Annotated in this window: 26 protein-coding genes; 16 read left to right on the plus strand and 10 right to left on the minus strand. The window is 40.1% G+C overall.

What is annotated here, in order from left to right; genetic code table 11:
* Positions 1-172 precede the first annotated feature (172 nt).
* The 7 genes from FTU38_RS00005 (at position 173) to pal (ending at position 6,179) form a co-directional block, all read left to right on the plus strand.
* Entirely contained in the window at positions 173-820 is a 648-nt protein-coding gene (locus tag FTU38_RS00005; protein WP_180003295.1) for a hypothetical protein, read from the plus strand.
* A gap of 216 nt (positions 821-1,036) precedes the next feature.
* Positions 1,037-1,444, plus strand: a complete 408-nt coding sequence (gene ybgC / locus FTU38_RS00010; protein ID WP_078190367.1) for a tol-pal system-associated acyl-CoA thioesterase — start codon at positions 1,037-1,039, stop codon at positions 1,442-1,444.
* A 27-nt stretch (positions 1,445-1,471) separates the two neighbouring features.
* Complete coding sequence (gene tolQ, locus FTU38_RS00015; RefSeq protein WP_078192037.1) at positions 1,472-2,170, plus strand: protein TolQ; 699 nt, start codon at positions 1,472-1,474, stop codon at positions 2,168-2,170.
* Positions 2,170-2,619 (plus strand): protein TolR, encoded by a 450-nt coding sequence (gene tolR, locus FTU38_RS00020; RefSeq protein ID WP_078190369.1) that lies wholly within the window; start codon positions 2,170-2,172, stop codon positions 2,617-2,619. Before tolQ ends, tolR begins: the two co-directional genes overlap by 1 nt.
* Positions 2,620-2,622: 3 nt before the next feature.
* Positions 2,623-3,813, plus strand: a complete 1,191-nt coding sequence (gene tolA, locus FTU38_RS00025; protein ID WP_180003297.1) for a cell envelope integrity protein TolA — start codon at positions 2,623-2,625, stop codon at positions 3,811-3,813.
* 444 nt (positions 3,814-4,257) lie between these two features.
* A complete protein-coding gene (gene tolB / locus FTU38_RS00030) occupies positions 4,258-5,541 on the plus strand; it encodes a Tol-Pal system beta propeller repeat protein TolB (protein WP_180003388.1) in 1,284 nt (427 codons plus the stop codon).
* Between the two features lie 68 nt (positions 5,542-5,609).
* Positions 5,610-6,179: a peptidoglycan-associated lipoprotein Pal gene (gene pal, locus FTU38_RS00035; RefSeq protein ID WP_168378062.1), complete on the plus strand. Its 570-nt coding sequence runs from the start codon at positions 5,610-5,612 to the stop codon at positions 6,177-6,179.
* Positions 6,180-6,413: 234 nt separating this feature from the next.
* Here the strand turns inward: pal and FTU38_RS00040 are convergent, their stop codons facing one another.
* Positions 6,414-6,611, minus strand: a complete 198-nt coding sequence (locus FTU38_RS00040) for an NF038105 family protein (RefSeq protein ID WP_078190373.1) — start codon at positions 6,609-6,611, stop codon at positions 6,414-6,416.
* A gap of 184 nt (positions 6,612-6,795) precedes the next feature.
* On the opposite strand from FTU38_RS00040, the gene FTU38_RS00045 reads away from it, so the two are divergent.
* The 5 genes from FTU38_RS00045 (at position 6,796) to FTU38_RS00065 (ending at position 10,085) form a co-directional block, all read left to right on the plus strand.
* The gene (locus FTU38_RS00045) at positions 6,796-7,770 is read left to right on the plus strand and encodes a class 1 fructose-bisphosphatase (RefSeq protein ID WP_078192041.1); all 975 of its coding nucleotides are present in this window, start codon (positions 6,796-6,798) and stop codon (positions 7,768-7,770) included.
* Between the two features lie 52 nt (positions 7,771-7,822).
* Complete coding sequence (locus FTU38_RS00050) at positions 7,823-8,599, plus strand: RNA methyltransferase (protein ID WP_078192042.1); 777 nt, start codon at positions 7,823-7,825, stop codon at positions 8,597-8,599.
* Between the two features lie 160 nt (positions 8,600-8,759).
* Positions 8,760-9,374: an RNA polymerase sigma factor gene (locus FTU38_RS00055; RefSeq protein ID WP_180003389.1), complete on the plus strand. Its 615-nt coding sequence runs from the start codon at positions 8,760-8,762 to the stop codon at positions 9,372-9,374.
* Positions 9,371-9,691 carry a hypothetical protein gene (locus FTU38_RS00060; RefSeq protein WP_078190377.1) on the plus strand — a complete coding sequence of 107 codons (321 nt, stop codon included), beginning with the start codon at positions 9,371-9,373 and terminating at the stop codon, positions 9,689-9,691. The genes FTU38_RS00055 and FTU38_RS00060 overlap by 4 nt, the downstream gene beginning before the upstream one ends.
* Complete coding sequence (locus FTU38_RS00065) at positions 9,681-10,085, plus strand: DUF3106 domain-containing protein (RefSeq protein WP_078190378.1); 405 nt, start codon at positions 9,681-9,683, stop codon at positions 10,083-10,085. Before FTU38_RS00060 ends, FTU38_RS00065 begins: the two co-directional genes overlap by 11 nt.
* A gap of 88 nt (positions 10,086-10,173) precedes the next feature.
* Here the strand turns inward: FTU38_RS00065 and FTU38_RS00070 are convergent, their stop codons facing one another.
* The 4 genes from FTU38_RS00070 to cxpE form a co-directional block, all read right to left on the minus strand.
* Positions 10,174-12,588, minus strand: coding sequence for a CSLREA domain-containing protein (locus tag FTU38_RS00070; RefSeq protein ID WP_180110348.1), 2,415 nt, complete (start codon positions 12,586-12,588; stop codon positions 10,174-10,176).
* 24 nt (positions 12,589-12,612) lie between these two features.
* On the minus strand, positions 12,613-14,424 hold the full coding sequence (rbtA, locus tag FTU38_RS00075; protein WP_180110349.1) for a rhombotarget A: 1,812 nt from the start codon (positions 14,422-14,424) through the stop codon (positions 12,613-12,615).
* 118 nt (positions 14,425-14,542) lie between these two features.
* A complete protein-coding gene (gene hda, locus FTU38_RS00080) occupies positions 14,543-15,247 on the minus strand; it encodes a DnaA regulatory inactivator Hda (protein WP_180003303.1) in 705 nt (234 codons plus the stop codon).
* 18 nt (positions 15,248-15,265) lie between these two features.
* Complete coding sequence (gene cxpE / locus FTU38_RS00085) at positions 15,266-16,483, minus strand: chloramphenicol efflux transporter CxpE (protein ID WP_180003305.1); 1,218 nt, start codon at positions 16,481-16,483, stop codon at positions 15,266-15,268.
* Between the two features lie 134 nt (positions 16,484-16,617).
* Here cxpE and purM point away from each other — a divergent pair, with 134 nt between their 5' ends.
* The 3 genes from purM to FTU38_RS00100 all read left to right on the plus strand — a co-directional run bounded on the left by purM (position 16,618) and on the right by FTU38_RS00100 (position 19,075).
* Positions 16,618-17,688: a phosphoribosylformylglycinamidine cyclo-ligase gene (purM, locus tag FTU38_RS00090; protein ID WP_078190382.1), complete on the plus strand. Its 1,071-nt coding sequence runs from the start codon at positions 16,618-16,620 to the stop codon at positions 17,686-17,688.
* Between the two features lie 9 nt (positions 17,689-17,697).
* Entirely contained in the window at positions 17,698-18,327 is a 630-nt protein-coding gene (purN, locus tag FTU38_RS00095) for a phosphoribosylglycinamide formyltransferase (protein WP_180003308.1), read from the plus strand.
* A gap of 310 nt (positions 18,328-18,637) precedes the next feature.
* Entirely contained in the window at positions 18,638-19,075 is a 438-nt protein-coding gene (locus FTU38_RS00100) for an META domain-containing protein (protein ID WP_078192049.1), read from the plus strand.
* Between the two features lie 77 nt (positions 19,076-19,152).
* Here FTU38_RS00100 and FTU38_RS00105 read toward each other — a convergent pair whose 3' ends face one another.
* Positions 19,153-19,962, minus strand: a complete 810-nt coding sequence (locus FTU38_RS00105) for an alpha/beta fold hydrolase (protein WP_180008952.1) — start codon at positions 19,960-19,962, stop codon at positions 19,153-19,155.
* Positions 19,959-20,984 (minus strand): signal peptide peptidase SppA, encoded by a 1,026-nt coding sequence (sppA, locus tag FTU38_RS00110; RefSeq protein ID WP_078190385.1) that lies wholly within the window; start codon positions 20,982-20,984, stop codon positions 19,959-19,961. The genes FTU38_RS00105 and sppA overlap by 4 nt, the downstream gene beginning before the upstream one ends.
* Positions 20,985-21,111: 127 nt before the next feature.
* Between sppA and FTU38_RS00115 the strand changes: the two genes are divergently transcribed.
* Positions 21,112-22,083: a lysophospholipid acyltransferase family protein gene (locus FTU38_RS00115; protein WP_180003312.1), complete on the plus strand. Its 972-nt coding sequence runs from the start codon at positions 21,112-21,114 to the stop codon at positions 22,081-22,083.
* 32 nt (positions 22,084-22,115) lie between these two features.
* Here the strand turns inward: FTU38_RS00115 and FTU38_RS00120 are convergent, their stop codons facing one another.
* The 3 genes from FTU38_RS00120 to FTU38_RS00130 all read right to left on the minus strand — a co-directional run bounded on the left by FTU38_RS00120 (position 22,116) and on the right by FTU38_RS00130 (position 26,593).
* Entirely contained in the window at positions 22,116-24,575 is a 2,460-nt protein-coding gene (locus FTU38_RS00120; protein WP_180110350.1) for a DNA internalization-related competence protein ComEC/Rec2, read from the minus strand.
* A gap of 106 nt (positions 24,576-24,681) precedes the next feature.
* Positions 24,682-25,365, minus strand: a complete 684-nt coding sequence (lolD, locus tag FTU38_RS00125; RefSeq protein ID WP_111883937.1) for a lipoprotein-releasing ABC transporter ATP-binding protein LolD — start codon at positions 25,363-25,365, stop codon at positions 24,682-24,684.
* Positions 25,358-26,593 (minus strand): lipoprotein-releasing ABC transporter permease subunit, encoded by a 1,236-nt coding sequence (locus tag FTU38_RS00130; RefSeq protein ID WP_078190389.1) that lies wholly within the window; start codon positions 26,591-26,593, stop codon positions 25,358-25,360. The genes lolD and FTU38_RS00130 overlap by 8 nt, the downstream gene beginning before the upstream one ends.
* Between the last annotated feature and the right edge of the window lie 18 nt (positions 26,594-26,611).

Below are 26,611 nucleotides of genomic sequence, written 5' to 3' on the forward strand. Positions count from 1 at the left end.
TGTTCAAATGGCGATTCAGCGTTTAATTGGTTTTGGGAAAAAAGAAGAGTTTAAGGAAATTTTGGCAATTTTAAGAAAGCAGAATCCTGATAGGATAAGGGTTCTGTGAAATTTGTCGTGTACAGAGTTAAATTTTAAAATAAATTCAAGCCACTACAAACAATAGACTAAAATGATAAATCTTGAGAATAGAATAATTAACAAAATTAATAGCGAATACATTCAAAACCTTCCATTAGACAGTGCCATTGAACACATTCCCAGAGAACAACCCATCAGTTCATTTAGCCCAAAACAAATGAGTGATTTTGAAAGCTTATTCCACACCGAATACAATTATTTTATCACTGTCGAATGTGAAAACATTCTTAGCAAAGAAACCATAGAAGTAAGTGAAGATAATATCTTAACTATTAAACAATCGCCTTCTGCATATCGTATAAAAAACCTGAGCTTCAACTATACTTCTGCCCTCATTTTTATTGGGACGTACTATCACGACGACGTACAAGCTTTGGTCAAGGAAAACTTTAAGCCAGCAAAAATTAATACGTTGTATTTCAGCTTCTCATTCTTTACTTTAGTCATACTCGTTTATGTGTTTTTCTGGATAGATCTACCTAATAAACTTTTACTCATGTTAGTTATTGGCCTTGGCTTTTGCTGCTTAACGTATATGTATGAATCTTTAAAAGCATTACTCCCAAAGCAACAGAAAAAGAAAATGGAAGAAACTCACTTTCATATTGCGGGATATTTAGCAGCTCATCTACAGGATTTTGTCGATACAAAATTTAAATTAGATGAACAAACAAATTAAAAGCAGTCTCTTTTTTAATCAATAATTACAACTACGGAAGTTAAAGATTTACGTGAGTTGAAACCTTGTGCCATTGGACTGATGACTCACGGTGCTAAACTGCCCGTCATTGAAGCACTTGACGAATCATTGAATTATCGCCATTTTTAAATGCTCTAATTCTATGCTGAAGTGCAGAACAATATTTTTCAGATTTTATAAAGACGGAACACTCTCATGGCGAATAAATTCGAATTCAACATTCGTGTATATATTGAAGATACAGATGCAGGTGGCATTGTTTACCACGCAAATCATATTCGCTTTATGGAACGTACCCGCACAGAATGGCTGCGCGCTTCAGGTGTAGACCATTATTGGCATCAAAAAGATTACAACTTTGTCGTTCATAAAATTAATGTGAAATATTCACGTCCTATATTAATGGATGACCTGATTACTGTTACAGCAAGTGTAGTTTCGTGTAAGGCTACGTCATTTGTATTGCAACAAAATATTTATCGTGGTGATATTATGCTGGCATCAGGTGAGGTAGAATTGGCATGTATCAGTGCAGAGATGAAACCCCGTCGCCTTCCTGATGAAATACGTGAACTGATTCTGAAAGAATTGGAACAAGATTAAAAAAATTATTTGGCACATGTAGTAACTATGGCAACTCAACTAGAATCAACACTCAAAGTTTCAGACCTCATCTTACAAGCAAGTCCTGTCGTACAACTGGTAATGCTCCTGCTGCTCTTAGCTTCGTTATTCAGTTGGTATCTGATTGCCAAGTTACACATGAGTTATAAAAAAGCGCAGGCTGACGATGAACATTTCCAAAAAATCTTTTGGTCTGGCGCCGAACTCAACACTTTATACAACAATGCTCAGCTCAACTCGAAACGTGTTGGCCTTGAAGATGTCTTCTATCAAGGTTTAGGCGAGTTTTTCAAACTTAAAAAACGTAATGCCAGTGCAGAACAATCAATTGAAGGTACAGAACGTATTCTTCGCGTAGGTTTAAGCCGTGACCAAGGACATTTAGAAAATGGTTTAGGCGCGCTTGCGAGTATTGGCTCGGTTGCACCCTATGTCGGTTTATTCGGTACTGTTTGGGGCATTATGAACGCCTTTATTGGTTTAGCAGATGTTGACCAAGTCACCCTTGCTACGGTTGCTCCTGGTATTGCAGAGGCATTGATTGCAACGGCCATTGGTCTTTTTGCGGCAATTCCTGCTGTACTTGCATTTAACCATTTCACAGCCAAAGGTGAAGCCGTTTATAACGATCGTGCTCTTTTTGCCGAAGAAATGGTTGCGTTATTACAACGCCAGTCTGTAGGTTCAACTCAGGACAATGACTAATGGCTATTCAACGTTCTGGACGCTTTGAGCGCATCAAAAAACCATTAAAAAGTGACATGAACGTCGTACCTTATATTGATGTCATGTTGGTTTTATTGGTGATTTTCATGGTCACTGCACCTATGATCACCACAGGTGTCAAAGTCGACTTACCTCAGGCGAATGGCACGCCTATGCAAGCGGAAGATCGCCCTGCGATTGTTACACTTGAGGCGGATGGGACGATCAAACTCGAAGATAAAAATCATCAGAATGATGTACTCACACTCGATGAACTAAAATCTGTTTTAACTGCTTCACAAAATGAAGCGAACGAACAGAAAAAGCAAATGAGTGTCCTGATTAACGGCAGTGAATCTCGTCCTTATGGTGAAGTCATGAAGCTCATGTCTGCCCTTCAAGATGCAGGTTTAACACAAGTAGGTTTACTGACTGAGCCATTAAAATAATTTATGAAAGATTTCAAAAAGCCGCCTTTTAAACAAAAAGCCGTTGCGATTGGTTTCACACTAGGTGTGCATATCGTCGCTGTGGTTGGCTTACTTTATCTTGGCATGAGTAAACCACCTGAGCCCCCTAAAAAAATAACCACTGTTTTGGTAAAACCGGAAGATTTAAAACCTGTAACACGTGAAGTCACAGAGTTTGATGAAACCGCGCATGAAAATGTAGCTGAACAAATCACGCAAACAGCCGAACCTAGCGTTGAACCAGCACCTGAGATTCCAACGACTGCACCACCTAAGCCAGTAGAACCTCCTAAGGCAGATCCACAGATTGCTGCCCAACAGGCACGCGCTGCAGCAAAAGCACAGCAACTTGCAGAACAAAAAGCTGCGGACAGTGCGAAGCGTGCTCAAGAACAAGCTAAAGCGGCTGAAGCTGCAAAACTAAAAGCGCAACAAGAAGCCAAAGCGGATGCGGCTAAGGCAAAAGCAGATGCTACGGCGAAAGCCAATGCTGACGCAGCAAAACGTAAAGCAGATGCTGATGCAAAAGCCAAGGCTGAAAAAATCCGTGCCGATGCATTAAGAAAAGCAGAAGCTGACAAAGCCAAAGCTGCAGCAACGGCAAAAGCCAATGCAGATGCAAAAGCCAAGGCCAATGCAGATGCGGCGAAACGTAAAGCAGACGCCGATGCCAAAGCTAAAGCCAATGCGGAAGCTGCAAAACGTAAAGCAGATGCTGATGCGAAAGCCAAGGCCAATGCAGAAGCTGCAAAACGTAAAGCAGATGCCGATGCAAAAGCCAAGGCAGATGCAAAGGCTAAAGCCGATGCCGAAGCACGCGAACGTGCAGCCGAAGAAGCCAAAGCTTCATCAGCTAAAAAAGCAGCTGAAGAAGCCGCACAGAAAAAGGCTGAAGCGAAGAAGATTGCATCTACTGCAAAGAAAGATTTTGAAAATAAAATCCGTCGTGCATGGGACACACCTTCTGACTCTGCGGGTAAATCGGCAACTGCTCGGGTGACATTATCAGAAAGTGGTTCAGTCCGATCAGTTATTGTGAACTCTAGTGACCCTGATATGAAAGCCAGTATTGAAGCCGCGGTTCGTGCTGCAGCACCGTACCCAATGCCAAGCGACCCTGATGCTAGACGTGAAGCACAAAGCTTTACCTCTACATTTAGATCTTCAAATTAAGTTTGATAAATCCCTGCATTGATTGCGGGGATTTTTTTATATTTCTTCTGAATATGGCAAACTTTGGAAAATTTATTGATTAGATGGGTTCATTCACTGATTTTTTGAATGAAAAAAATTCTATTTGGTCGACACTTTTCATAAAATGACATATATATAAGTTTTACTAGCTCAGCCTAATTAAGAGCTACTTATTTCTTCTAACCATTTGATTCAAAAATTAAATTTCAACTATATAGAATTATCATTTCCAATTCAAAATGTGATGTTGTCTGCACCAATTTTAAGATAAACTTCAGTGAACTCGAATAAAATCTCTGCATTTTTCACAGTGTTATAACAGTTCAGTCATATTTTCATGCTTTTAATAATCCAAAATCATGCCATTATGTGACACAACCTAATACAGACAATAACTCACATTTTTAGAGTAGTTAGCGAATGATGGAAATGACGCGTAAACATCTTCTTTGCTTAGCCGTATTCACTGCTTTGAGCCCAGTTTTAGTGACTCAAACGCATGCGCAGCTTCACCTCGAAATCACTAAAGCTCCTGAAGAAACACCTAAAATTGCGATCGTGCCTTTTAGTAATGACTCAAATATTTATCCAGTGGTTGAAAATGACTTGAACCGCTCAGGTAAATTTACCAGTGCCTCTAAAAACTTACCTGCAACTGCAACAATAAATTCACCTAATGCAGAAGCATGGAAAGCTGCGGGCGTACCCTATGTCGTGACCGGTACATCAAAAACAACGGCAGATGGCTCTTATGAAATTCACTATCAACTGTATGATGTTGAAAAAAAACAATACCTATTAAATGAACTACTCACTGTACCTGCTTCACGTTACCGTCAAGCAGCGCATATGATCAGTGATGCAATCTATCAAGCTTTAACTGGCATTCCAGGTGACTTCAGCGGCCGTATTGCCTATGTATTGCGTAATGCAGCAACACCAGATCAGCGCTATACCCTACAAATTGCAGATACAGATGGTGAACAACCCCGTACCATTTTGACTTCACGTGATCCTATCCTTTCCCCTGCGTGGACGCCTGATGCGAAAAAGCTAGCCTATGTTTCATTTGAAACCAAGCGCCCTGCGATTTACATCCAAGACTTAGCGAGTGGGAACCGTGAAAAAGTTGCAAGTTTCCGTGGACTGAATGGTGCACCAAGCTTCTCACCTGATGGTAAATCAATGTTATTTACCGCTTCAATGCATGGCAATCCTGAAATCTATCAGATGGATTTACAGACTCGCCAATTAAAACGCATGACCAATGACACAGCGATTGATACAGAAGCACGTTATGCCCCTGACGGTAAATCATTTATTTTTACCTCTGACCGTGGTGGCTCTCCACAAATTTATACCTACAACTTAAGTGCTGAAAGTGTCAAACGTTTAACTTTCCGTGGCGCTTTCAACGCGCGTGGTACGTTAAGTGCGGACGGTAAAAAATTAGCTTTGGTGCATCGTCCTAGCGGTAGTAACTATAAAGTTGCGGTTCAAGACATTGGTTCTGGTGTAACCAATATTTTAACACCAACAAGTTTAGATGAATCCCCAAGCTTCTCACCAAATGGTCAAATGGTGGTGTATGCAACACGTGAAGCAAACCGTGGTTTGCTCTCGATCATGTCTTTAGATGGTCGTTTCCGCATGAACTTACCAAGTGAACAAGGTGAAGTTCGTGAACCAGCTTGGGCACCGAAATAAACACTGCATGATTTATTCAACAATAACTTTTTAATGAAACATCATAAATAACCGTCATGGAGATCAATATGAAAGCAATGAAACTGATTGCGCTACCTGTTTTAGCTACAGCATTAGTAATGACTGGTTGTGCCAGCCGTAAACCTGCAGCAGATGTACAAGCAGGACAAAACCCAAATGGCTCAACCACTGTAAACACTTCAGGTTTAAGTGAAGATGCAGCACTCAATGCACAAAACCTTGCGGGTGCATCATCGAAAGGTGTAACTGAAGCGAATAAAGCATTTTTAGCGAAGCGCGTAGTACACTTTGACTACGACAGTACCGAGCTTAGCAATGAAGACTTACAAACCCTTCAAGCTCATGCCCAGTTCCTTGTTGCTAATGCAAACTCACGCGTTGCTTTAACAGGTCATACCGATGAACGTGGTACTCGTGAATACAACATGGCACTTGGTGAACGTCGTGCCAAAGCTGTTGAAAGCTTCCTGATTACAACAGGTGTAAGCCCTAACCAGCTTGAAGCAGTCAGCTATGGTAAAGAAATGCCAATCAATGCGGGTCATGATGAAAATGCATGGAAAGAAAACCGCCGTGTAGAAATTAACTACGAAGCTGTTCCTCCACTACTTAAATAAGACTTGAATAAGTCTGAGCTAAAAAAAGCACTCATTGATGAGTGCTTTTTTTATTTATATCGTTTCATTTGCATCGTTCTGTGCTTTTACTCATTTTAGCCCTTTAACTCAGGATAAATTCAGTTAGCGACTTTAGAACTTTAAGAAAATATCCAATGAAAATGCAAGTGAACGACTTTAAAAACGAGATCCTTAGCTTTACCAACTAGAAAATTAGCTTAACAATCTAAATCATTATGCTTCTGCTTCTGGATGTTCAGCATTTTCTTTTTCTGTTTGCATCGACTCAATGAGATCATGTTTATTGAACTTTTTATACTCTGCTTTTGCTTCGTAACTGCTCCAAGCAGCTTTTACGGTATCCGCAGAAATATCGTCTAAATTCAATCCCTCAGTTGCAGTCGGAGTCGCATCAAATTTTTGTGTGGTCATTGTTGTGCTCCCTGTCTTTCGATTTATACATTAGATTCAACATAGCATGTTATTCAGGACTTGCAAGGGTAAAATCACGACAAATAGTCTAGTTTAATTTTTCTTTTCCTTCGTTCTCATCTAAAATGTTGCACAATCACATTTTTATCATTTTTGATAAATTAATATTTGGAGTTTTCCGGTTATGTCAAATCTCACCCTTTCCCAATTTCTACAACAACAAAGTGGTAATCTTACTCCTGCATTAGCACAAGTTATTGAAACAATTGGTAATACATGCAAAGACATCGACCTTCTTTTACAAAAAGGTGCTTTGGCTGGTGTATTGGGTAGCGCGCAACACGAAAACGTTCAAGGTGAAGAACAAAAGAAACTTGATGTCATTTCAAATGATTACCTCATCGATGCATTAAAAGTTCATCCACATGTCGGCGGTCTGGCATCTGAAGAATTAGATGAATTCACGCCAGCTCAAGAAAATGGCGATTATCTTGTCTTGTTCGACCCATTAGATGGTTCAAGCAACATCGATATCAACATGTGTGTTGGCACAATTTTCTCAATTCTTCCTGCAAAAAATGCGGTAACGCAAGCTGAAGATTTCATGCAAGCGGGTGTTAACCAAGCGGCTGCAGGTTATGTACTGTATGGCCCATCAACAATGATGGCTCTAACTGTCGGTGCTGGCGTAGTCTTCTTTACTTTTGATCCAGAAAGCAAAGAATTCTTATTAACTAAAGATGCGATTGCGGTTGCAGCAGATACTAAAGAATATGCAATTAATGCATCAAACCAGCGTCACTGGGAAGAGCCTGTAAAACGTTATATCGACGAACTTCTTGCAGGTAAAACTGGCCCGCGTGAAAAAGACTTCAATATGCGTTGGGTTGCATGCATGGTGGGTGATATTCATCGTATTCTTTGCCGTAGCGGTATTTTCATGTATCCGTACGACTTCAAAGATCCGAAAAAAGCAGGTCGTCTACGTTTAATGTACGAAGCAAATCCAATGAGTATGTTGATGGAACAAGCTGGCGGTGCGTCTACAACAGGCCGTGTCCGCATTCTAGACATCCAACCTACAGAACTTCATCAACGTGTACCTGTGATTATTGGTTCTAAAAACGAAGTTGACCTAGTTACGTCATACCATAATTAATTTCTTATAACGAAAGTCAGTATTTTTGCTGACTTTCGTGGATATCTCCCTCATGGCTCTGATTTATCTCGAATCAAAAGACAACCCAAAAATTAAGCACCTTCGTGGCTTAATCGAACAAAATGCCTACCGTAAAAAACAAGGTCAAACTGTTTTGGAAGGCACACACTTGGTGTTGTCATGGTTAGACTCAAAACGTCCAATCAAATCGATTTTCACCACTGAACAAGCAATTAACCATGCTGATTTCGACCGCATTGCGGAACAATATCAAGGTGCGGTGTTCATTCTAAGTGAATCTTTATATAAAGATATCAGTACACTTGGAACATCTATTGCTTGCTTAGCGATTGTGGATTTACCAAGTTCAAGTGAAGCGCTTAACTTCAGTGAAGACACCTTAATTTTAGACAACATTCAAGACCCCGGTAATGTAGGCACCCTACTCCGTTCTGCTGCCGCGGCGGGTATTGAGCAAGTTGTTTGTACCAAAGGCTCTGCATCGCTCTGGTCACCGCGTGTATTACGCGCAGGTATGGGCGCACATTTTTCATTAAATACCTTTGAAAATATTGCCCTTGAAGATATTTTGACGAAATTCAAAATTCCAGTGTATGCAACAAGCTCACATCAGTCTGAAAACCTATATAGCAAAAATTTACGCAAACAATGTGTGTGGATTTTAGGCAATGAAGGTCAAGGTGTTTCTGAATATGCATTACAACATGCAGAAGCCGTTGCGATTCCTCAACCGGGTGGTCAAGAATCATTAAACGTAGCCATTGCTGGATCGATCTGTTTTTTTGAAATGGTACGTCAGCGTCAGTAAAATCGTTATTTTATTGTATTTAGCGCTTAAGCCTGAAAAAAATAGACTACACTAGAAAAAATAATAATTCTTTTTGTCAACCTAACCGTTATTTCCATCGTTATTTGTATATGAATATGGAAATAATGGTGGGTATCCGATGACAGGATTTTCCATCTCTATGGATTTAGCACCCAAAAAGTCCGAGACGCAAGACAGCAGTGTTTTAAAAAGCACGGCTGAGTCTCGCCTGAAAAACTTCATGAATGAAGTGACGGGGCGTGCTTTAGTAATGATGGAAAGTGCAACGCACGGTCAACATGGCATTGCCATGGACTTGGTGCAAGAAGCCTTTATTTCCTTACATAAAGCTTATGCTGAAAAGTCCACAGAGGAATGGTATCCCCTGTTTTACACCATTTTAAATAACAAGCTGCAAGACTGGCGTCGAAAAGAAGCACGTCATTCACAGCCGTTTTCCCTATTTAGAAAAGTCAGCCTAGATGACGACGATGTCGAGATACAGGATGTGGTAGATGAAACTACACCAAACCCTTTCGACTTTCTGGATCAGGCTGTCACTGCAGAGGAAATACAAGATGCTATCGCAGAACTTCCAGTCCGCCAGCAACAAGCATTTATGTTGCGAGCTTGGGAAGGCTTTGATACGCATACAACTGCAGAAATTATGAATTGTTCCGAAGGCAGTGTGAAAACACATTACCACCGTGCCATTCAAGGTTTACGTACCGCTTTGGCACATTTGAATCCACATATGGGAGGATCATCCGAATGAAACAAGATGATTTCTTAAAGCAAGTAACTTCCAAACTTGATGGACTCGCACAGCACCATAAAGACAAAGCAACTGTCATGAATAACGTGCTTGAAGATATTCATCAGCGCGAAACTTCACGTTATGGTTTCTGGAAAATGTCTGGCTTTGCACTTGCAGCAGCAATTGCAGGTTTTGTCATTTTACCGAATGCGACTGTACTGGATGACAAACCACAAAATCAGGTGATTTCAACCCCTAAGCTCTCCCCTCAAATGGTGGAAGATCTTGAAATGTTGATGGTTCTGGGTGAGGACAAAGTTCCACATGGCAGCTAAAAAATTAGCAATTGCATTCTGTGCTTTTAGTTTTCTGCAAACCAGTTTTGCTGGCTTTGATCGCTTTTGGATATTTTCAAAAGATGCAGATACTCAAGTCAATGAAACTTGGGATTCGCTATCTGAAGCAGAACAACAGGCTTTAATTAAAAAGTATCAGGCACTCAAAGAGATTCCTGCAGATCAACGTGTCAGCTTGCAACAGCGCATGGATTGGTTCACCCAACTTCCAGATAGTGAAAAGCAGCGTATGCGCGAAACATGGCAAAAAATGAGTACTTTAGAACGTAAAGAACTCGCGACACGTATGCAAAAAGCTAGTCCTGATGAAAGACCTGCTATTCGCGATGAGTATATCAATAAATATTTACAGCCTATCGCTGTCGTTCACTAATCAATAACAACATTATCTTGTGAAAATCAAATCAATTACATTAGTAAAGTCATAAAAAAAGCCTCTTATCGAGGCTTTTTTTATTGTCTTACTTGCTCAACTGACGCTGACGATACACACCCAAACCAATTAATGCCAACAGTCCAAATACTCCCATTGAGCCACCGCCGCTAGAAGAAGAGTTGGTGTTTTTCGCGGTATTCTTAAGAGTCTGAATTGCATTGCTTGATGCAATGCCATCACTATCGACAACACTATATTCAACAGGATAGTCAAACTGACTAAAGCCATTTTTTACTGAGAAGGTAATTTTTCCACCGTAGCAAGTTTCCTTTAAATAACTTGCTGGACAGCTACCACTATACTCAGCTTCAAAGTTTAAACCTGCTGGGATTTTCGTAAAGCGAATGGGAATAATTTGGCCTTCTTCATTTTTATGCCATACCGATTTACCTGCTGGCATAGATGTAACTGGACCATCACCATCATCATTAACATTTTCTAATAAATTATTGACGGTAACAGACAAATTATTTGACGGACTAATTGTGTATTGAGCAGCTTTGGCCACTGGGGTCATATTTTTAAATGCCACACGGACCACACCAGAGGATTCCGCCTGACTCCCTGTCTTTTGTTTTAAGGTATATTTACAAAAACCGTATTCGGTAGGCGCTGTTGTTGCCCCACTAGTGCGATATATAACGATTTGTTTTATTCCCACATCCCAATCACAGTGTAGGTCATGTGGTGGATTACCCACAATACTTGCTTGGCCTGTACTAGACACTGTAATTTCACTACCAATGCCGATTGGTGAAGTCGTCACGGTATAGTTGTCAGCATTTAAGGCAATTTGTCGTGTTTCAGCACTTCCGTTCACAGACTCTTCTTGAGGTAATGATGCTGGGAATGGATCAAAATAAACTGCACGATATTTGAGGTTATTTTTTAATGCACTTAATACCGCTTCGTATTTTGTTAAATCATCCTGATTGGCAACTTTGTATTCTGCATAATCTGGATCGTCGATATCCTTTTTCAAAGCATCAATTGTATTTTGATACTTATCTTGCAGAGCTGTTAAAGACTCATTGGTAATATCTGCCATATCTGCTGCGGTTAAATTCATTAACTCAACCGAACCAATATCACATGTGTTTCTTTGCGTAGGTGATAACTGTAAAGTACCATCTGTGATCCGCAAAATGCCCCGTTGATCCGCATCACTACAGCCGTCTAAGCCAAGATTGATTAAGTCAAAACCACTGCCGATCGCTTTCGGATAATACAAAGGTAAATACAAATTATAAGCAGATTTTGTTTGTAGGGCGCTTAACAAAGTCCCCATAGCATAGCTACTTACATCATGGTTTTGCAGAAAGCTTTCCGTACTATTCAGCACACTTTCGGGTAAATCACACTGTGCGGCTGCCAGTTCAAATGCATTATTACTTGCCACAAATTTTTGACCATTATCAGGTACTGCATTATTCAGATAACGACAAGATTTTCCACCAGTATTGTAGGCCAATACATTGAAATACCAAGCCTTTGTACCATTGTTATCATAATAATAGGTACTAGCCGCATTGTTCTCGACTATTGTATTACTGGTTAAAACGAAGCTAGAAAAAGCACTTAAACGATCCGTTCCCTGAGAAATGGCACGGATAATACTACCCGTACTTGGATTTGCTTGGTTTTTTGCAATCGTATTTGCTGTCAGTTCAACCTTGGCATTTCCACAGAAGTCCATCACACTATTGCTCGTCGATGAACCATTTTGAATAATACTGCTTTGCTGGAACACAATTTCAGGCTGGGTATCCCCCAAGTTCCCGATACAATCCATAGCGACAACACTACCTTTAGGTGCGATGTTGCCCTGAACTAAACTGCTCACCAATAATGTTTTTTTCGACATATTATGCGCAACGGAGTAGATTGCACCGCCAGCAACTTTGGCTTGAGAGTTTTCAATTGCACCATTATTTAATGTAAATGCTCCCCCTAAATACAAGGCACCACCACGGTCTTCTGCCATCCCGCCAGTAAGGCGTACATTATTGACAACAAAGTTGGCTTCTGAGCGTGAAGTATTAAAAATACGCGATTTGCCTTGGGCATTAATCGTCGTTCTAATATCCTCATAGGCAGGAAATTTCTGCGTCAGTAAATTTTTTGAATCATAGTTAAAGCGACTTTTCCCCTCAATCACGATCTGATTGAGCGGAACTAACTCACCTTTAGTCAGAAGATATTCACCTGCTTCAAGTTGAATATAATCGGTCTGCCCATTATTTGGATTACCGACATTACATCCACCAAAAGATTTGTTTTTACGTGCAGTTTCAATCGCTTCACGTAAAGAACATTGATTGAGATTTTCACCATTTTCATCCTCAAAGGTCGTAACTTTGATGATATTACTTGTCGCTGCCATAGAAGACATAGCCGCAAGGACCATGACCGCCAGCAATCCTTTTTTATAATTTTTCATGTGCTGTCCTTAATTCTATCCAGACTATTTTTTAAAGCGACGAAATCCAACTAAGCCAAGCAGCGCAAAAATACTCGCCCAGCCTAGAGCACCACCAGAAGTTTTAACGGTTTTACTTTCCATTTCATTGTTTGGTTCTTGGAAAATACGCACTTCTGCTGCTAAATAATTTTTTGCCGAAGTATTAAAACGGGTTGAAGACGTCACCACACGCAATTCAAAAATATCTGCGCCATGCCAATTTCCATTTGGCGTGTATTCAAAATCACCATTCAAATTCAGTGTAAATTTACCTTTTGATTCGGTGCTTTGTACAACTATTGGACAACCATCTTGCCATGGCTCACCTGTTGGATTTGCCATACCCATCACTTTTGTACATTCTTCTTTTGGAATTAAATCACTGTCACCTAAAGCATCTAAGATATTAAACTTCGCCACTTCACCTGTACGTATGTCTTTACCTAAGCGAGGCATGCTCACAGGAACCACAATTTCGATAGCCCCACGATCACACCAAACATCATCCAAATTACGATTTTTTCCACGCTGATCAGAAGACTCACAATACACATGATGCTCATTGCCATCTGCTGTGGTCTTCCCCTTATTTAATATCAGGCTTGAGAAAATCGTTTCGTAATCTAATAAAATACGAGGACGTAAATAACCAATAAATGCATTGTTTGCTGTGGTAAATGGACAGAAAAGTGCATTACGATCTTCTGTTAAGGTTTTACAGCTACCTTCATCTTCACCCGCGATTAAACTTGTCCCAGACCACACATCATTTAAATTTGCAACAGGCCCAACAGGACAACTTGCAGCCACTAAGTTGTTATAAAAAACAGATTTGTCTGTTCCTGAGTTCACAACTTTACAATCTTGAGCGGTGCCACTGAGCGCATTACCAATCACCACACTATTGGCTAAATAAGCATGCTCAGAAGTACTATTTAGTTCAATACCACCACTGTTCTTCAGTACTGTAATATTATTGAGTGCTAAACCATCACGTAAGTTGACAGCAAAACCTTTGTTTTTGAAAAAGGTACTATTGGCAATGATATTTTGAGGATTACTGAACACCAACTTGCTGATGTCTGCGAGCCCATTTTGATTATAAACAATCGCTCGACCAGATGTGCTTTCATTATTTTTGAACAAAGATGTATAGATTTCATAAGCCGGTGCTTCTGAGTAAATTGCACCACCATCTACCGCTTTGTTGTTTTGAAAAATTGTGGTTCGCATATACAGACGGCTTGCTACAGCTGCGCCATCTTCTGAGAATCCAACATTGTAGATTGCACCACCAAGTCGTGCATAGCCATCTTCAAACTTTACATTTTCAAGTGTAAGTTTTTCATTATTAAAAATGATGCCGCCTTTATCAGCACATTGATCTTGCTTACATCCTTTAAATGAAATTTCTTTAAAATTGATCGCAAGTAGTTCTTTTTCGCCATCATTAATATTAAAAATTTGATCCTTACCCGTCATTTCAATGACGGCATTATTGAGACCGAGTACGACATCTTCATTGACGTTACTGTCATACGCCGTTTTCAGATTCAGTTCTGCTTTAATATCAATTTTTTTAGTGAGTTTATAAACTTCATTTTTTTTCAGAGAAATTGAGGCATAGGCATCTTTACCCCCGCAACCATTATATCCGGCTTCTGGCATACCATTATTGATATATTCTATGGCTTCACGAAGTGAACATTCCTTGTCATCCTTTACAACATCTTCAGTGGTTGTAACGGTAATTTCTGCGCTAAATGCATGACCTGCCATGAGAAGCATGCCAATGCCTATGCTCTGTTTGAGCATATCCATCTCCTTAAATATTTTTTATCTTTTTATTCTTAAGTTGCACAATCCTTGCAACATTAAAATATTTTTATGTACTTTGTCACAGCTTGAGTAATTACTCAAGAATTTTTATTGCTTACCGATATTCATCAATTAGGGCAAAAATTTGTCTTAAATTGGCATGACTCAATTTGACTTTTTCACCTTTTAACATCTGAATCAGTTGTTCTAAAGATCTAAGTAAAATGGATGCCTGATGCGGCCCACGTGCTAACAAGTAATCTACAATTTGTTGATCCATATGGATGCCACGTCGCGCCAAAACAGAGTTTACGAGTGCTTGTCGGTCTGCGTATAAACTACCATTTGGTACTTTTACACTGACAGCCTGAGTTAATCGAGACTGTAAATCTGGCAGTTCAAGTTTGAGTTCAATGGGCGCCAGCCGAGATGAAAAGACCAATTGACCACCTTCTTCGTTATTATAATTAATCAGGTGAAAAACAGCTTTTTGCCAATGTGGAACTCCGCTAATCGCTTCAATATCATCTAAAGCCACTAAGTCATAGCGATCGAGCGAAGTAATCGCTTCAGTGGGAGCATCTAGCAATTCAAGCAATGAAACTTGAATTGCTGATTTGCCAATTTCTAAATAGGAGTCACATATTGCAGACAGTAAATGGCTTTTTCCTGTGCCAGCTCCACCATAGATATAGAAACGATTCATTAAACCAGCATGTAACTGACGAACACCATCGATTACATGCCCCCAACTCGGCCCAGAAAAATCACTAATTCGGGCATCGAGTTGTGGTTCTATATCTAGCTGCAATTGACGCATATCTATATTTTGGCCTTATCAATCTTTATGTTCTGATCTTTCAATGTTACTCGAAATTTCAGGATCTTGCAGCGAATTTGCAGACTGATTTTTGAGCTCAATATCGACAGCAACTTGATTGGTTTCTACGTTTAAAGTGCCACTTGCAGCATCATTTACGACAAGTACATCATTTCGGTATAAATTACTTTTCTCATAATTTTCGCGTGCATGACGTAATAAAACTACAATAATCGCTGCAACGGGTAGTGCAATGAGCATTCCGAGGAGTCCTGCCAATTGCGCGCCTGCAAGGACTGCAAATACCACTGCCACAGGAGACAAACCAATTTTGTCGCCTAATAAGAAAGGCTGTAAAATATAACCTTCTATTGCCTGCCCTACCATGAATACCACCAGAACTAAGGCCAAATGCACCCAATCCAAACCGAATTGGAACAGGCAAGCCACAATTGCCGAAATAATACCTACCGCAAAACCCAAATACGGAATAATACTGGCTAGACCCGCAATCATCCCAATGATGATGCCAACCTCAATACCGATTAATTGGAGTCCAACCGCATAAACAACGCCCAATAAGAACATTACCAAGAATTGGCCTTTTACAAATGCACCTAAAACTTCATGACATTCGCCCACGATTGTGAGCGTGCTTTTTTCATATTTACGTGGAATAAGTCGACGCATGTTTTCTAACATACGCTCCCAATCTAATAAGAAATAGAAAGCTATGATTGGAATTAAGACAATCGTGCCACCAATCTGTATGAAATTCAGACCCGATTGTGCCACTTTTAACAACATGGCTTGGATACTGTCTGCACTATAGTTGGTTTGAATATACTCCATGATCGCTGCTGACATTTGCTCTGTATCAATTTCCATCGGTACAAGATTAAATGTCTCTGATAACCACGGCAGGAATGTATAGTTGACCCAATGAATATTGCTTGGAATATTGTTTTTCGCATACATCAACTGTTCCCATACCAGTGGTACGAGGAACCACATTGCAAAGAATATAGCGACACCAATTCCAATAAAGACCAAACTGATAGATAACCAGCGCGGCAAGCCAATATTATGTAATTTATCGACTAAAGGGCTAAATAAATATGCAATTAGAAATGCGCCGATAAAAGGAACAACTACAGGCTTTAATAAGTATAAAACCCATATGATCAATGCTATCCCAGCAAGAATAAATATTCGGCGCAAGGTGCGATCACCCATATAAAGTCACCTTTTTTCAATGTAATCGTTATAGAAAGGAAAATATTTTAATAAAGATAACATTTTAGTGCGAAATAGCATAAGAGTTTTGCATATTCAGGTTATAATCCCCGCGCGAATGCGGAGACTTCATTATGAGCAACTCAACTTCTACCCCAAACACTGGTTTAAGCTACAAAGATGCAGGTGTCGACATTGAAGCGGGCGACGCGTTAGTCGATCGTATCAAATCTGTCGCGAAACGTACTGCACGTCCTGAAGTAATGGGCGGTCTAGGCGGCTTCGGCGCTCTTTGTAAAATTCCTAAAGGTTATGAAGAACCTGTTCTCGTATCTGGCACAGATGGTGTTGGTACAAAATTACGTTTAGCATTGAATTTGAACCGTCATGACACAATTGGTCAAGACTTGGTTGCAATGTGCGTAAACGATCTTCTTGTATGTGGTGCTGAACCACTGTTCTTCCTTGACTACTATGCAACTGGCCACCTCAACGTTGACGTTGCAGCAAATGTTGTGACTGGTATCGGTGCGGGTTGTGAACTTGCAGGCTGTGCATTGGTTGGCGGTGAAACTGCTGAAATGCCAGGTATGTATGAAGGCGAAGACTACGACCTTGCAGGTTTCTGCGTAGGTGTCGTTGAGCAAAGCAAAATTATTGATGGCTCTAAAGTTAAAGCGGGTGACGTTTTAGTTGGTGTTGCATCTTCTGGCGCACACTCAAATGGTTACTCACTTCTTCGTAAAATTTTAGATGTGAAAAACGTTGACCTTACTCAAATCGTTGATGGTCGTCCACTTGCCGATACAGCAATGGAACCAACTCGTATTTATGTAAAACCAATACTTCAGTTATTGAAAGAAGTGGATGTACACGCAATGGCACACATCACTGGTGGTGGTTTACCGGGTAACTTACCTCGCGTACTGCCAAATGGTGCTCAAGCGGTAGTGAATGAAGCATCTTGGGAATGGCCAGAATTGTTCAAACTACTTCAAAAAGAAGGTGGTGTTGAACAATTTGAAATGTACCGCACATTTAACTGTGGCGTAGGTATGGTTCTCGTGGTTGATGCAGCAGATGCTGACAAAACTGTTGAATTACTCAACAGCCTTGGCGAAAAAGCATTCACAATGGGTCACATTGCAGACAATGCTGAATCTGTTGAAGGCGCTGACGAAAAAATCCGTGTAGTTTTCGCATAAGCAACGTTCATGATTAAAATTGCTGTACTTGTTTCAGGCAGCGGATCTAACCTGCAAGCCCTGATCGATGCCAATCTATCAGGTCAAATCGTTGGGGTGATTTCCAATAGACCTGACGCTTTTGCACTGCAACGTGCAAGAAAAGCAAAGATTGCAACTGCAGTCATTGAACATAAGCAATATCCAAGTCGTGAAGCTTTTGATGATGTGATGCATCAACAACTGCTCGACTGGGATGTTGATTTGGTCATTTTGGCAGGCTTTATGCGCATTTTAAGCGCAAAATTTGTCAAAGCATGGGAAGGAAAAATGATTAACATCCACCCTTCTCTGCTGCCAAATTATAAAGGAATGCATACTCATCAACGTGTTTTAAACACCGGTGATGTCTTCCATGGCTGTACAGTTCACTATGTGACTGCAGAGCTGGATGCTGGTCAAGCGCTTGCTCAAGGCGTACTTAAAGTCAATGAGCATGATCATGCTGAAAGTCTGGCAGATCGGGTTCACGTGCTTGAGCATGTGATTTACCCTCAAGTGGCAGAATGGATTTGTAATGGCACCATTCAACACACTGAAAATGGTGTTTTATATCGTGGCGAGCCTTTGCAACAACCTGTTCAATTCTGTAAGTTCTAAGCAACTGTATAACTTAACAATCAACGCATCTTAGGGTGCGTTTTGTTTTTTCAGTGCCAAATAAAACTCTATTTATTACTAAAATCTAAAATCTAAAATCTAAAATCTAAAATCTAAAATCTAAAATCTAAAATCTAAAATCTAAAATCTAAAATCCATTTTTGCAGAATGTTCAACTTTATGATCAATATGTAGTTTTTAGTTAAATTAAAGCTTTTAGCATCATTAAAATAATAAGCTTATATTGCAATTAGTAAACCTTATAAATCTAGAAATATTACATCCTTCAAACAAAAGTGGAGAAAATCACATGTTAAAATCCATCACACTGGCGACTTGTGCATGTATAACACTGGGTATGATTGGTTGTGCTACGACATCAAATCCGGCTACTGATCGTAATTTAGATAAATTACAAAACAAAAATTGGGTTGCGAGTGAAATTCAAGGCGTTAAGCTTGAAGCTGACCCTAACAATTCGAACGTACCCACCATCACTTTCGACGATACTCGTGTAAGTGGTTCTGATGGTTGTAATCGATTCATGGGCGGTTACGCTGTGCAAAACACAAAAATCCAATTTTCAAACCTTGCTACAACACAAAGAGCGTGTTTGACTGCGACAAATATTCCTCAACATTTTTCGCAGGCATTGAGCCAAGTTACTCATTATGATGCCTCTAAAGATCATTTGAAATTTTTAGATGCCAACAACAAAGTTGTTTTACAATTTGAAAATGCGAAATAAATCTCAAAAGTAGAATGTTTCATTCATAAAAAAAGCACTCTATAGAGTGCTTTTTTTTGTGTTGTCGTTTTTAAGCTTTAATGATGACGCTTAGGCAATTTAAGTAAATCTTTGATCAATTCAACAGTTTCCACAGGATGTTCCAATGGGAACATATGACTCCCCGCAACAACTTTAAATGGAATCCCAAATTTTTTCTCAACCTTTTGTGGAAAGTGCCGAGCTAAAAATGGCCCCTGCTCTGCAATTAACTGCTGCACAGGCACTTGTGGTTGAGTCTGAGGTAACCACCACAGTGAAGGATTGGTTCGAAAAATATGAACCTCATCATCACGTGAAATCGTCAACTCCACCCCACCACGCAGTTTATCGTCCATCAAGGCATAATCAATATAAGCTTGATAACAGTCTGGATCGAAATCTTTATAAAAACCTTTCGGCCTTAAAAGCTCCGCTGCTTGTTCACGACTGTCCCAATGATCACGACGACGTTTCGACAAGCCTGCGGGCGACATTTTATCGACAACTTTGAGTTTGAGGAGTTTTGCAATGTGCAAAGCAAAAGACTCTTTACCCATGATCATAGGCGGATCAATCATTAACACTTGTTCAAACAATTCTGGGCGTTGTAACGCAGCCTGAAATGTTAAAACCGAACCTAATGAGTGACCTAATCCAATCACCTTACGACCATTGGCCTGACGTACAATACTATCAATGACTTGCTGTGTTAAGCTCTTCCAATGGTTATCGATTGGGTAACGCTTATCTGGCCCAAGTAGCGGCACATAGATCACATCATATTCATCACTCAATAAATCAAACAATTTTTGATAAACCAGTGATGGCACGCCATTGGCGTGCGCAAAATGAATTAACGGTTTCATTGTAACTTCGTGCTGTTTTCAGATTGAACCTGTTGTGACAATGCGCTTGCCAAACCTTGACCAAATGAACTTCCCATACGACCAAGTACAGAATCAAATGGACTATTTTCAATGGTGTAGTTCACAGCTTTTTCAGTTTTCAACTCACGTTTCAGGCTATTTAAACTACCTGTACGGTCAGCAATACCCAGCTTCACAGCCTGATCACCTGTCCAAAATAAACCTGAGAAAATAGCCGGATCATTCGATTTTAATTTCTTACCGCGACCTTCTTTCACGGCATTAATAAAATGCGCATGAACGTTATCGAGTACACCTTGAACATGTGCTTTTTGTGCAGCATCGACAGGTTGAGTCATGGATAAAATCGCTTTGTTCTCACCCGAAGTCATGGTGCGATCTTCTACACCAAACTTTTGCATCAAACCACTAACGCCATAGTTCGGCATGATCACGCCAATTGAACCCACTAAACTTGAAGGATTGACAATAATTTCATCTGCGGCAGAAGCAATATAGTACGCACCTGAAGCGCCTGTATCACCAATAATGGCATACAGTTTTTTATCGGTATGGGCTTTTTTCAAGTACTGAATTTCTTGCCAGATTTCATCAGACTGAACAGGTGAACCACCCGGTGAATTAATATTTAAAACAACCGCTTTGCTTTGTTTATTTTCATAAGCTTTTTTCAAAGCTTTGATGGTATTTGCGCTGTTTACACTTTGCTTGTCCGCTGCAATGGTCCCAATGATATCAACCACGGCAATATGTGAACCCGCTGTTGCTGCAGGATCTGATGATGACATGCTGCAACTTTTCGCCATCGCAATGATAATAAATAGCAAATAAGCAAAGGTTAAAAATTTAAAAAATATACCCCATCTACGTGCTCTACGTTGTTCCTCAACGGAAGAAAGCACGGCTTTTTCTAATATTTTCCATTCATTTCCAGTTGGCTGCTGGATATTGTTTGAAGAACTTTGCTGTTTTTCTTCAGGTTTTGGTGGCCATTCGGACATAAAAAAACCCATTTGATCGTTAATTTGTAGTCATTATATACACGCTAATCGCTATAACTGTCTAATCAATTCATTTTCCCCTATAATTATTTTAAATTTTCTTTCATTTCTTTCAGACTTAAATAAGATGACCGACCAAAATTCACAGGACACCACATATCACCTGTTAAAATTTATCAGCCGTCAACCTATTCAAATTTCTAGATTAATTGCAAAAGGTTTGGCTGGGTTAGTCAATGTTTTAAAAATCTCTAAAACCTACTCTACGATTCAACGCAATCTTAAAATTGCATTGCCTGAATTATCAGAGTCAGCTCGCATTCAACTCACTAAACAAGCGATTCGAAACGAACTTTGTTCTTATTTTGAATTTTTTAACATTTGGGGTGCAAGTACAGAAAAAAATATTCAACGAATTCATCACGTACATGGCGCTGAATATTTACATGAAGCGCTCGCCCTACAAAAAGGCGTTGTACTCGTGGTACCACATTTTGGTACTTGGGAAATCATGAATGCATGGGTTGCGCAGTACACTCAAATGACCATCATGTACAAGCCGGTAAAAAGTGAATCTGCCAACAATTTTGTCCGTGCTGCTCGAAGCCGTGAGCAAGCAATATTGGTTCCTACGGATGAATCAGGTGTACGTCAAATTTTCAAAGCCTTAAAACAAGGTGGGACGACGGTGATTTTGCCAGACCATACCCCCAATGCCGGCGGTGAAATGATTCCATACTTTGGTATTCCACTAAAAACCAGCAACTTAAGTGCAAAACTAATTCAAAAAACCAAAGCACGTGCGCTCTTACTGTACGCCATTCGTAATGATAATCATGGTTTTGATATGCATATCGAACCTATCGATGACAATATTTATCAAGGTAATGCAGATGATGGCTCGATGGTTATCTTTAAAGCAGTGGAAGATTTAATCCATCGTTACCCAGAGCATTATCACTGGAGCTATAAACGCTTTAAAGCCAACCCAAAATTGAGAAATCTATACAATATTAGTGATGAAGAAGCCGCTCAACGCATTCGTGATATTCGTGAGGAATATCAAAGACTTCAAACAATAAAAAATGTGGCAGAATGACATTTTCAAGCAATATACTTGAAGTAGTTTTTCTATTCGGATTCTTTAGATAGCCTGCGATATAGATCGAGCCATTTATACTTTGTCCGCTCTTCAATTAGTTCAATTTGTTGTTTATTTTGCTTGAAATGAATACTTCCACTTTGTGCAGTTTGCAAGAGTGGAATGTCTAATTGTTTGAGCCGTGTTTGGGTCATCTTTGCAGGATGTCCATAACGATTAAAGCGACCTGCGGAAGCAATCGCCAACTTGGGCTTAAAATGGTTTAAAAACGCATAGGATGAACTGTGCCGACTACCATGGTGTCCAAGCACCAAGACATCGACTTTTAGGTCTGGATAATCACTTAACATTTGATATTCCGTCTCCCAACCCGCATCCCCCATCAATAGAAAATGTCGTGGGCCATTGACGCCTTTGACCGTGACATATAGAACACAAGAACGTTCATTGGCATTCCATTGAGCATTTGTCAGATCTTCAGGCTTTGGCGAGAGTATTTCAAAATAGACTTGCTGATCCCAATTCCACTGCTGACCACGCTGACATAAACGCTGTGGAACTTGGTTCGTGGTTTGTACTCGCTCATTACTTGAAAGCTGCCCGATATCAAGCTGTTGCTCCAATGAGAAAAAACCACCGCTATGGTCTTGATCTAAATGAGTCAATAACACCCGATCTAGTCGATGGACACCATTCACACTCAAAAATGGCCGGATGATATTTTGCCCGACACTAAATTGACTTTCATCATAGTTTCCACCGAAGTCTACCATCATATGATGATCTACAGAACGGATATAGATCGCCTGCCCTTGCCCCACATCTAAAATTGAAAGTTGAAAGTTTGCTGAATTTCTCCATGGGATAAACAGAGCAAAAAAGGCAATGACCGCCCAATATTTTGGCAAGATACCTTCAGGTAAAAATAAGATTACTACAACGAGTATCAACAGTATGATTTGAGTTGACGTCAATGCGACATCGTGCATTTTTGGTGCAAAGAGTCGATCTAAGCCATAGAGAAACACATGCAATATTTCCAAACACAGATCATTGAATAAAAAAACCAAATGCGCCAAAGGTGTAGAAATATAAGAAAGTGCCCCTCCGATGATATCTAAAGGAACCACCACAGTCCCTAACCACGGGATGGCAAATAAATTACTTAGTGGGCTAATCCAAGTCACTTGCTTGAAAAAAATCACCATCAATGGAAATAAAGCGACAAAGATTTTCCATTGTGATTCCACCATCAACCACATTGAATGCTTTAACTTTTGCCAAAAACTGGCGTCCGTTTGAGCCAGTAAATGCTTCCTTAAGGTTTGATAAATCCGCAGTAAAATAAAGCATGCGCCATAAGACAACCAAAATGCTGCGGATAAAATACTAAAGGGGTCCACTAGCAATAAAATAGCGGCACTAAAAATCAGCAGTTGAAAAGGCTGAATGGTTTGCCGTAACAAAAGCATGCTACTTGCAACTAGGCAGATCGTCAGCGTTCTCAGTGCAGGTATTTCAAAACCGGTAAATGCACAATATACAAGGACACAAAAGATAAAGGGCACGACCAAAACATACTGTTTGGGCCATTTGAGATAAATTTTGGGACAATATTTTCGAATAGCTAACTGCATCACCCAACAAAGCATGCTGGCAAAAACAAGTACATGTGGACCAGATATCGCCAGTAAATGACTCATCCCAAAGCGTTGAAATAACTCACTGGTGCCTTCAGTGAGTAAACTTTTATCACCTGTAAGCAGCGCTAACAGCAAGCCATGATTCTGCAGCGGTTGTTGGTATATAAACGCTCTTAAATATAAACGTTGTTGTTCGACTTTTATTTTGAACTGGTGTAGCACACCTTGATGTCGTTGATACTGCTGCCCATAGCCCATAGCAACCATATGTCGAGATGGTATAAGTTCGACCGACTTCACCTTTAAACTGGCATGTATATTTTGCTGTATGCTCCACCTTTCTTGGTCAAATGCACCTTCGGTCACATAGCTTTGGGTAGGTCGTAATTCACCATACATACGATAGTATTGTCCAGGGACCAACTGAATCGTCTGTTCATTATTTTGCAAAATTGACTTGGGTAAATACGCCATAAAATATTGAATCTGCTGATTCAGATTGAGCACTTCAATTTTTTGCTGAATTGCTTGGTCTTTGAGTTGGCTGATCTGTGGAATATACGCAATAAACTCGCCTTGTCTGCTCTGATGTTCAACCAATGCCAAACGCTGATCGAGTTGAGTATTGGCGAAACTAAAACCGAGAATTGAACCTATGCAAAGATTTGTACTGAGCTGTAAGATTTTCGAAAAGATACTTTTTAGTTTTGGTGAAATGTAGAGCTGTAGCACTAGCCAAATCAGGACAATAAAAAGCAACTGAGCTGTCGAGAGTTGTGGATTCCAAAACATGAACCCCATAAAAGAAATACCTAAAATCCAGCCAATACAAAAAATTTGTAACATGAGTCTTCATTATTTTTATTATGTGCTGGCAATAATAAAGCCCACCGAGGTGAGCTTCAATCAAACAATCTTAATCCACTAATTTTTTACAAAATCAATTTAGCGCTTAGTCATCTACCCATAAACCATCTTGCATATGCAAAATCGCATCAGCAGATTGAGCTAAATATTCATCATGGGTCACGATTAACATGGCCATGTTAAATTCTTTACGCAACTCAGATAGCAACTCAAAAATCTTTACTGCGGTTTTGCGGTCTAAGTTCCCTGTTGGCTCATCAGCCATCATCAACTTAGGTTTTGCTACCAATGCACGAGCCAAAGCCACACGTTGACGTTCACCGCCTGAAAGCTCACCCGGTTTGTGCGTCATACGATGCGAAAGTCCAACACGTTCCAACAGGTATTCAGCTTGCTGCTTGACTTCTTTGAAATTACTCGACTTACGTAACATTAATGGCATCGCCACATTTTCAAACGCGGTAAATTCAGGCAACAAGTGATGGAATTGGTACACAAAACCCAAATGCTCATTACGGATATATCCACGCTCTGCTTCACCTAAAGTGTCAAAGCGTTGACCATTAATCAACACTTGACCCGATGTTGGACGATCCAAGCCACCCAATACATGCAACAACGTACTTTTACCAGAGCCACTTGAACCAACAATTGAAACAAACTCACCTGCTTTGACTTGTAATGAAAGTCCGCGAATTACATCGACTGTAGACTTACCATCAGTAAAAGATTTGGTAATGTTTTGGGCATCTAAAACTAAATTACTCATAGCGTAGAGCCTCTGCAGGTTGAACTTTAGCTGCACGTAAAGCCGGATAAATAGTCGCGATAAAGCTAAGACCCAATGATAAAGATACAATCACCACAACATCTTGCCATCTTAAATAAGACGGTAAATAGTTGATGAAGTAAGCATCAAACATATTTAAGCCCAATGTTGTATTCAACCAACCGACTAAATTACTAATACTCGATGCAGCGATAATCCCTAAAATCGCCCCTGACACCGTACCAATCACCCCAATCACTGTACCTTGCACCATGAAGATCCGTGTGATTGTAGCCGGTGAAGCGCCTAGTGTACGCAAAATGGCAATATCGGATTTTTTATCAGTGACCACCATCACCAATGAAGACACGATATTAAATGCTGCAACCAATACAATCAGGAACAGCAATAAACTTACCATTGCCTTTTCCATTTGAATCGCACTGAACAGATTACCGTGCGTATAAGTCCAATCTGAAGCATAAAAGTTTGCAGGTAAATCACGCACAATTTCTTGAGATACTTGTGGTGCTGCAAAAATATCATCCAACTTCATACGGATGCCTTGTGCACCATCTGGCAGTCTTAATAAAGTCGACGCATCGTTCAGGGCCACATAGCCCATCATCGAATCAACTTCCGCACCAATACTGAAAATACCCACAATTTTAAATCGTTTAAAACGCGGAACGACCCCAGCCGGAGAAGGTGTTGCTTCAGGAAGCACCAAGGTCACACTGTCATTCAAACCTAAACCCAAGGCATCTGTCATTTGCTTGCCGAGCACAATACCAAACTCACCTTTTTTCAGATTATCGATACTGCCTTCCACCATATGGTCTTGGATAATTGATACCTTTTTTTCATACTGCGGTTCAATCCCACTGACCATAATGCCAGACACTTGACCTTGTGCCGTCAACATTCCCTGTAATTGGGTGAATGGTGCGACCCCTTGAACATGCTCATGTTGCTCAATTTTTTTTGCAAGTTCAGGCCAATTTGTTAAAATTTGTGTTGAAGAAACAGTGGCTTGAGGTATCATTCCTAAGACACGAGTTTTCAGCTCACGATCGAAACCATTCATCACAGATAAAACTGTAATAAGGACTGCCACACCAAGCGTGAGGCCGATCATGGATACCAGAGCAATAAAAGAAATAAAGTGGTTACTGCGCCGAGCGCGAGTGTATCTCAACCCTATATACAGCGAGATTGGTTTAAACATAACCATCTAGTCCGAGGT

Origin of the sequence: Acinetobacter sp. YH12098 (assembly GCF_013419235.1) — a bacterium.
Lineage (GTDB): Bacteria > Pseudomonadota > Gammaproteobacteria > Pseudomonadales > Moraxellaceae > Acinetobacter > Acinetobacter amyesii.

Bases quoted from the DNA above. Each gene is read 5' to 3' on its own strand.
- tolB (WP_180003388.1), top strand. From the start codon at position 4,258: ATGGAAATGACGCGTAAACATCTTCTTTGCTTAGCCGTATTCACTGCT.
- rbtA (WP_180110349.1), bottom strand. From the start codon at position 14,424: ATGCTCAAACAGAGCATAGGCATTGGCATGCTTCTCATGGCAGGTCAT.
- FTU38_RS00100 (WP_078192049.1), top strand. From the start codon at position 18,638: ATGTTAAAATCCATCACACTGGCGACTTGTGCATGTATAACACTGGGT.
- FTU38_RS00130 (WP_078190389.1), bottom strand. From the start codon at position 26,593: ATGTTTAAACCAATCTCGCTGTATATAGGGTTGAGATACACTCGCGCT.
- FTU38_RS00115 (WP_180003312.1), top strand. From the start codon at position 21,112: ATGACCGACCAAAATTCACAGGACACCACATATCACCTGTTAAAATTT.
- ybgC (WP_078190367.1), top strand. From the start codon at position 1,037: ATGGCGAATAAATTCGAATTCAACATTCGTGTATATATTGAAGATACA.
- tolA (WP_180003297.1), top strand. From the start codon at position 2,623: ATGAAAGATTTCAAAAAGCCGCCTTTTAAACAAAAAGCCGTTGCGATT.
- FTU38_RS00045 (WP_078192041.1), top strand. From the start codon at position 6,796: ATGTCAAATCTCACCCTTTCCCAATTTCTACAACAACAAAGTGGTAAT.
- FTU38_RS00060 (WP_078190377.1), top strand. From the start codon at position 9,371: ATGAAACAAGATGATTTCTTAAAGCAAGTAACTTCCAAACTTGATGGA.
- purN (WP_180003308.1), top strand. From the start codon at position 17,698: ATGATTAAAATTGCTGTACTTGTTTCAGGCAGCGGATCTAACCTGCAA.
- FTU38_RS00040 (WP_078190373.1), bottom strand. From the start codon at position 6,611: ATGACCACACAAAAATTTGATGCGACTCCGACTGCAACTGAGGGATTG.
- tolQ (WP_078192037.1), top strand. From the start codon at position 1,472: ATGGCAACTCAACTAGAATCAACACTCAAAGTTTCAGACCTCATCTTA.
- purM (WP_078190382.1), top strand. From the start codon at position 16,618: ATGAGCAACTCAACTTCTACCCCAAACACTGGTTTAAGCTACAAAGAT.
- sppA (WP_078190385.1), bottom strand. From the start codon at position 20,984: ATGTCCGAATGGCCACCAAAACCTGAAGAAAAACAGCAAAGTTCTTCA.
- lolD (WP_111883937.1), bottom strand. From the start codon at position 25,365: ATGAGTAATTTAGTTTTAGATGCCCAAAACATTACCAAATCTTTTACT.
- FTU38_RS00065 (WP_078190378.1), top strand. From the start codon at position 9,681: ATGGCAGCTAAAAAATTAGCAATTGCATTCTGTGCTTTTAGTTTTCTG.
- FTU38_RS00050 (WP_078192042.1), top strand. From the start codon at position 7,823: ATGGCTCTGATTTATCTCGAATCAAAAGACAACCCAAAAATTAAGCAC.
- pal (WP_168378062.1), top strand. From the start codon at position 5,610: ATGAAAGCAATGAAACTGATTGCGCTACCTGTTTTAGCTACAGCATTA.
- FTU38_RS00105 (WP_180008952.1), bottom strand. From the start codon at position 19,962: ATGAAACCGTTAATTCATTTTGCGCACGCCAATGGCGTGCCATCACTG.
- tolR (WP_078190369.1), top strand. From the start codon at position 2,170: ATGGCTATTCAACGTTCTGGACGCTTTGAGCGCATCAAAAAACCATTA.
- FTU38_RS00005 (WP_180003295.1), top strand. From the start codon at position 173: ATGATAAATCTTGAGAATAGAATAATTAACAAAATTAATAGCGAATAC.
- hda (WP_180003303.1), bottom strand. From the start codon at position 15,247: ATGCGTCAATTGCAGCTAGATATAGAACCACAACTCGATGCCCGAATT.
- FTU38_RS00055 (WP_180003389.1), top strand. From the start codon at position 8,760: ATGGATTTAGCACCCAAAAAGTCCGAGACGCAAGACAGCAGTGTTTTA.
- FTU38_RS00070 (WP_180110348.1), bottom strand. From the start codon at position 12,588: ATGAAAAATTATAAAAAAGGATTGCTGGCGGTCATGGTCCTTGCGGCT.
- FTU38_RS00120 (WP_180110350.1), bottom strand. From the start codon at position 24,575: ATGTTACAAATTTTTTGTATTGGCTGGATTTTAGGTATTTCTTTTATG.
- cxpE (WP_180003305.1), bottom strand. From the start codon at position 16,483: ATGGGTGATCGCACCTTGCGCCGAATATTTATTCTTGCTGGGATAGCA.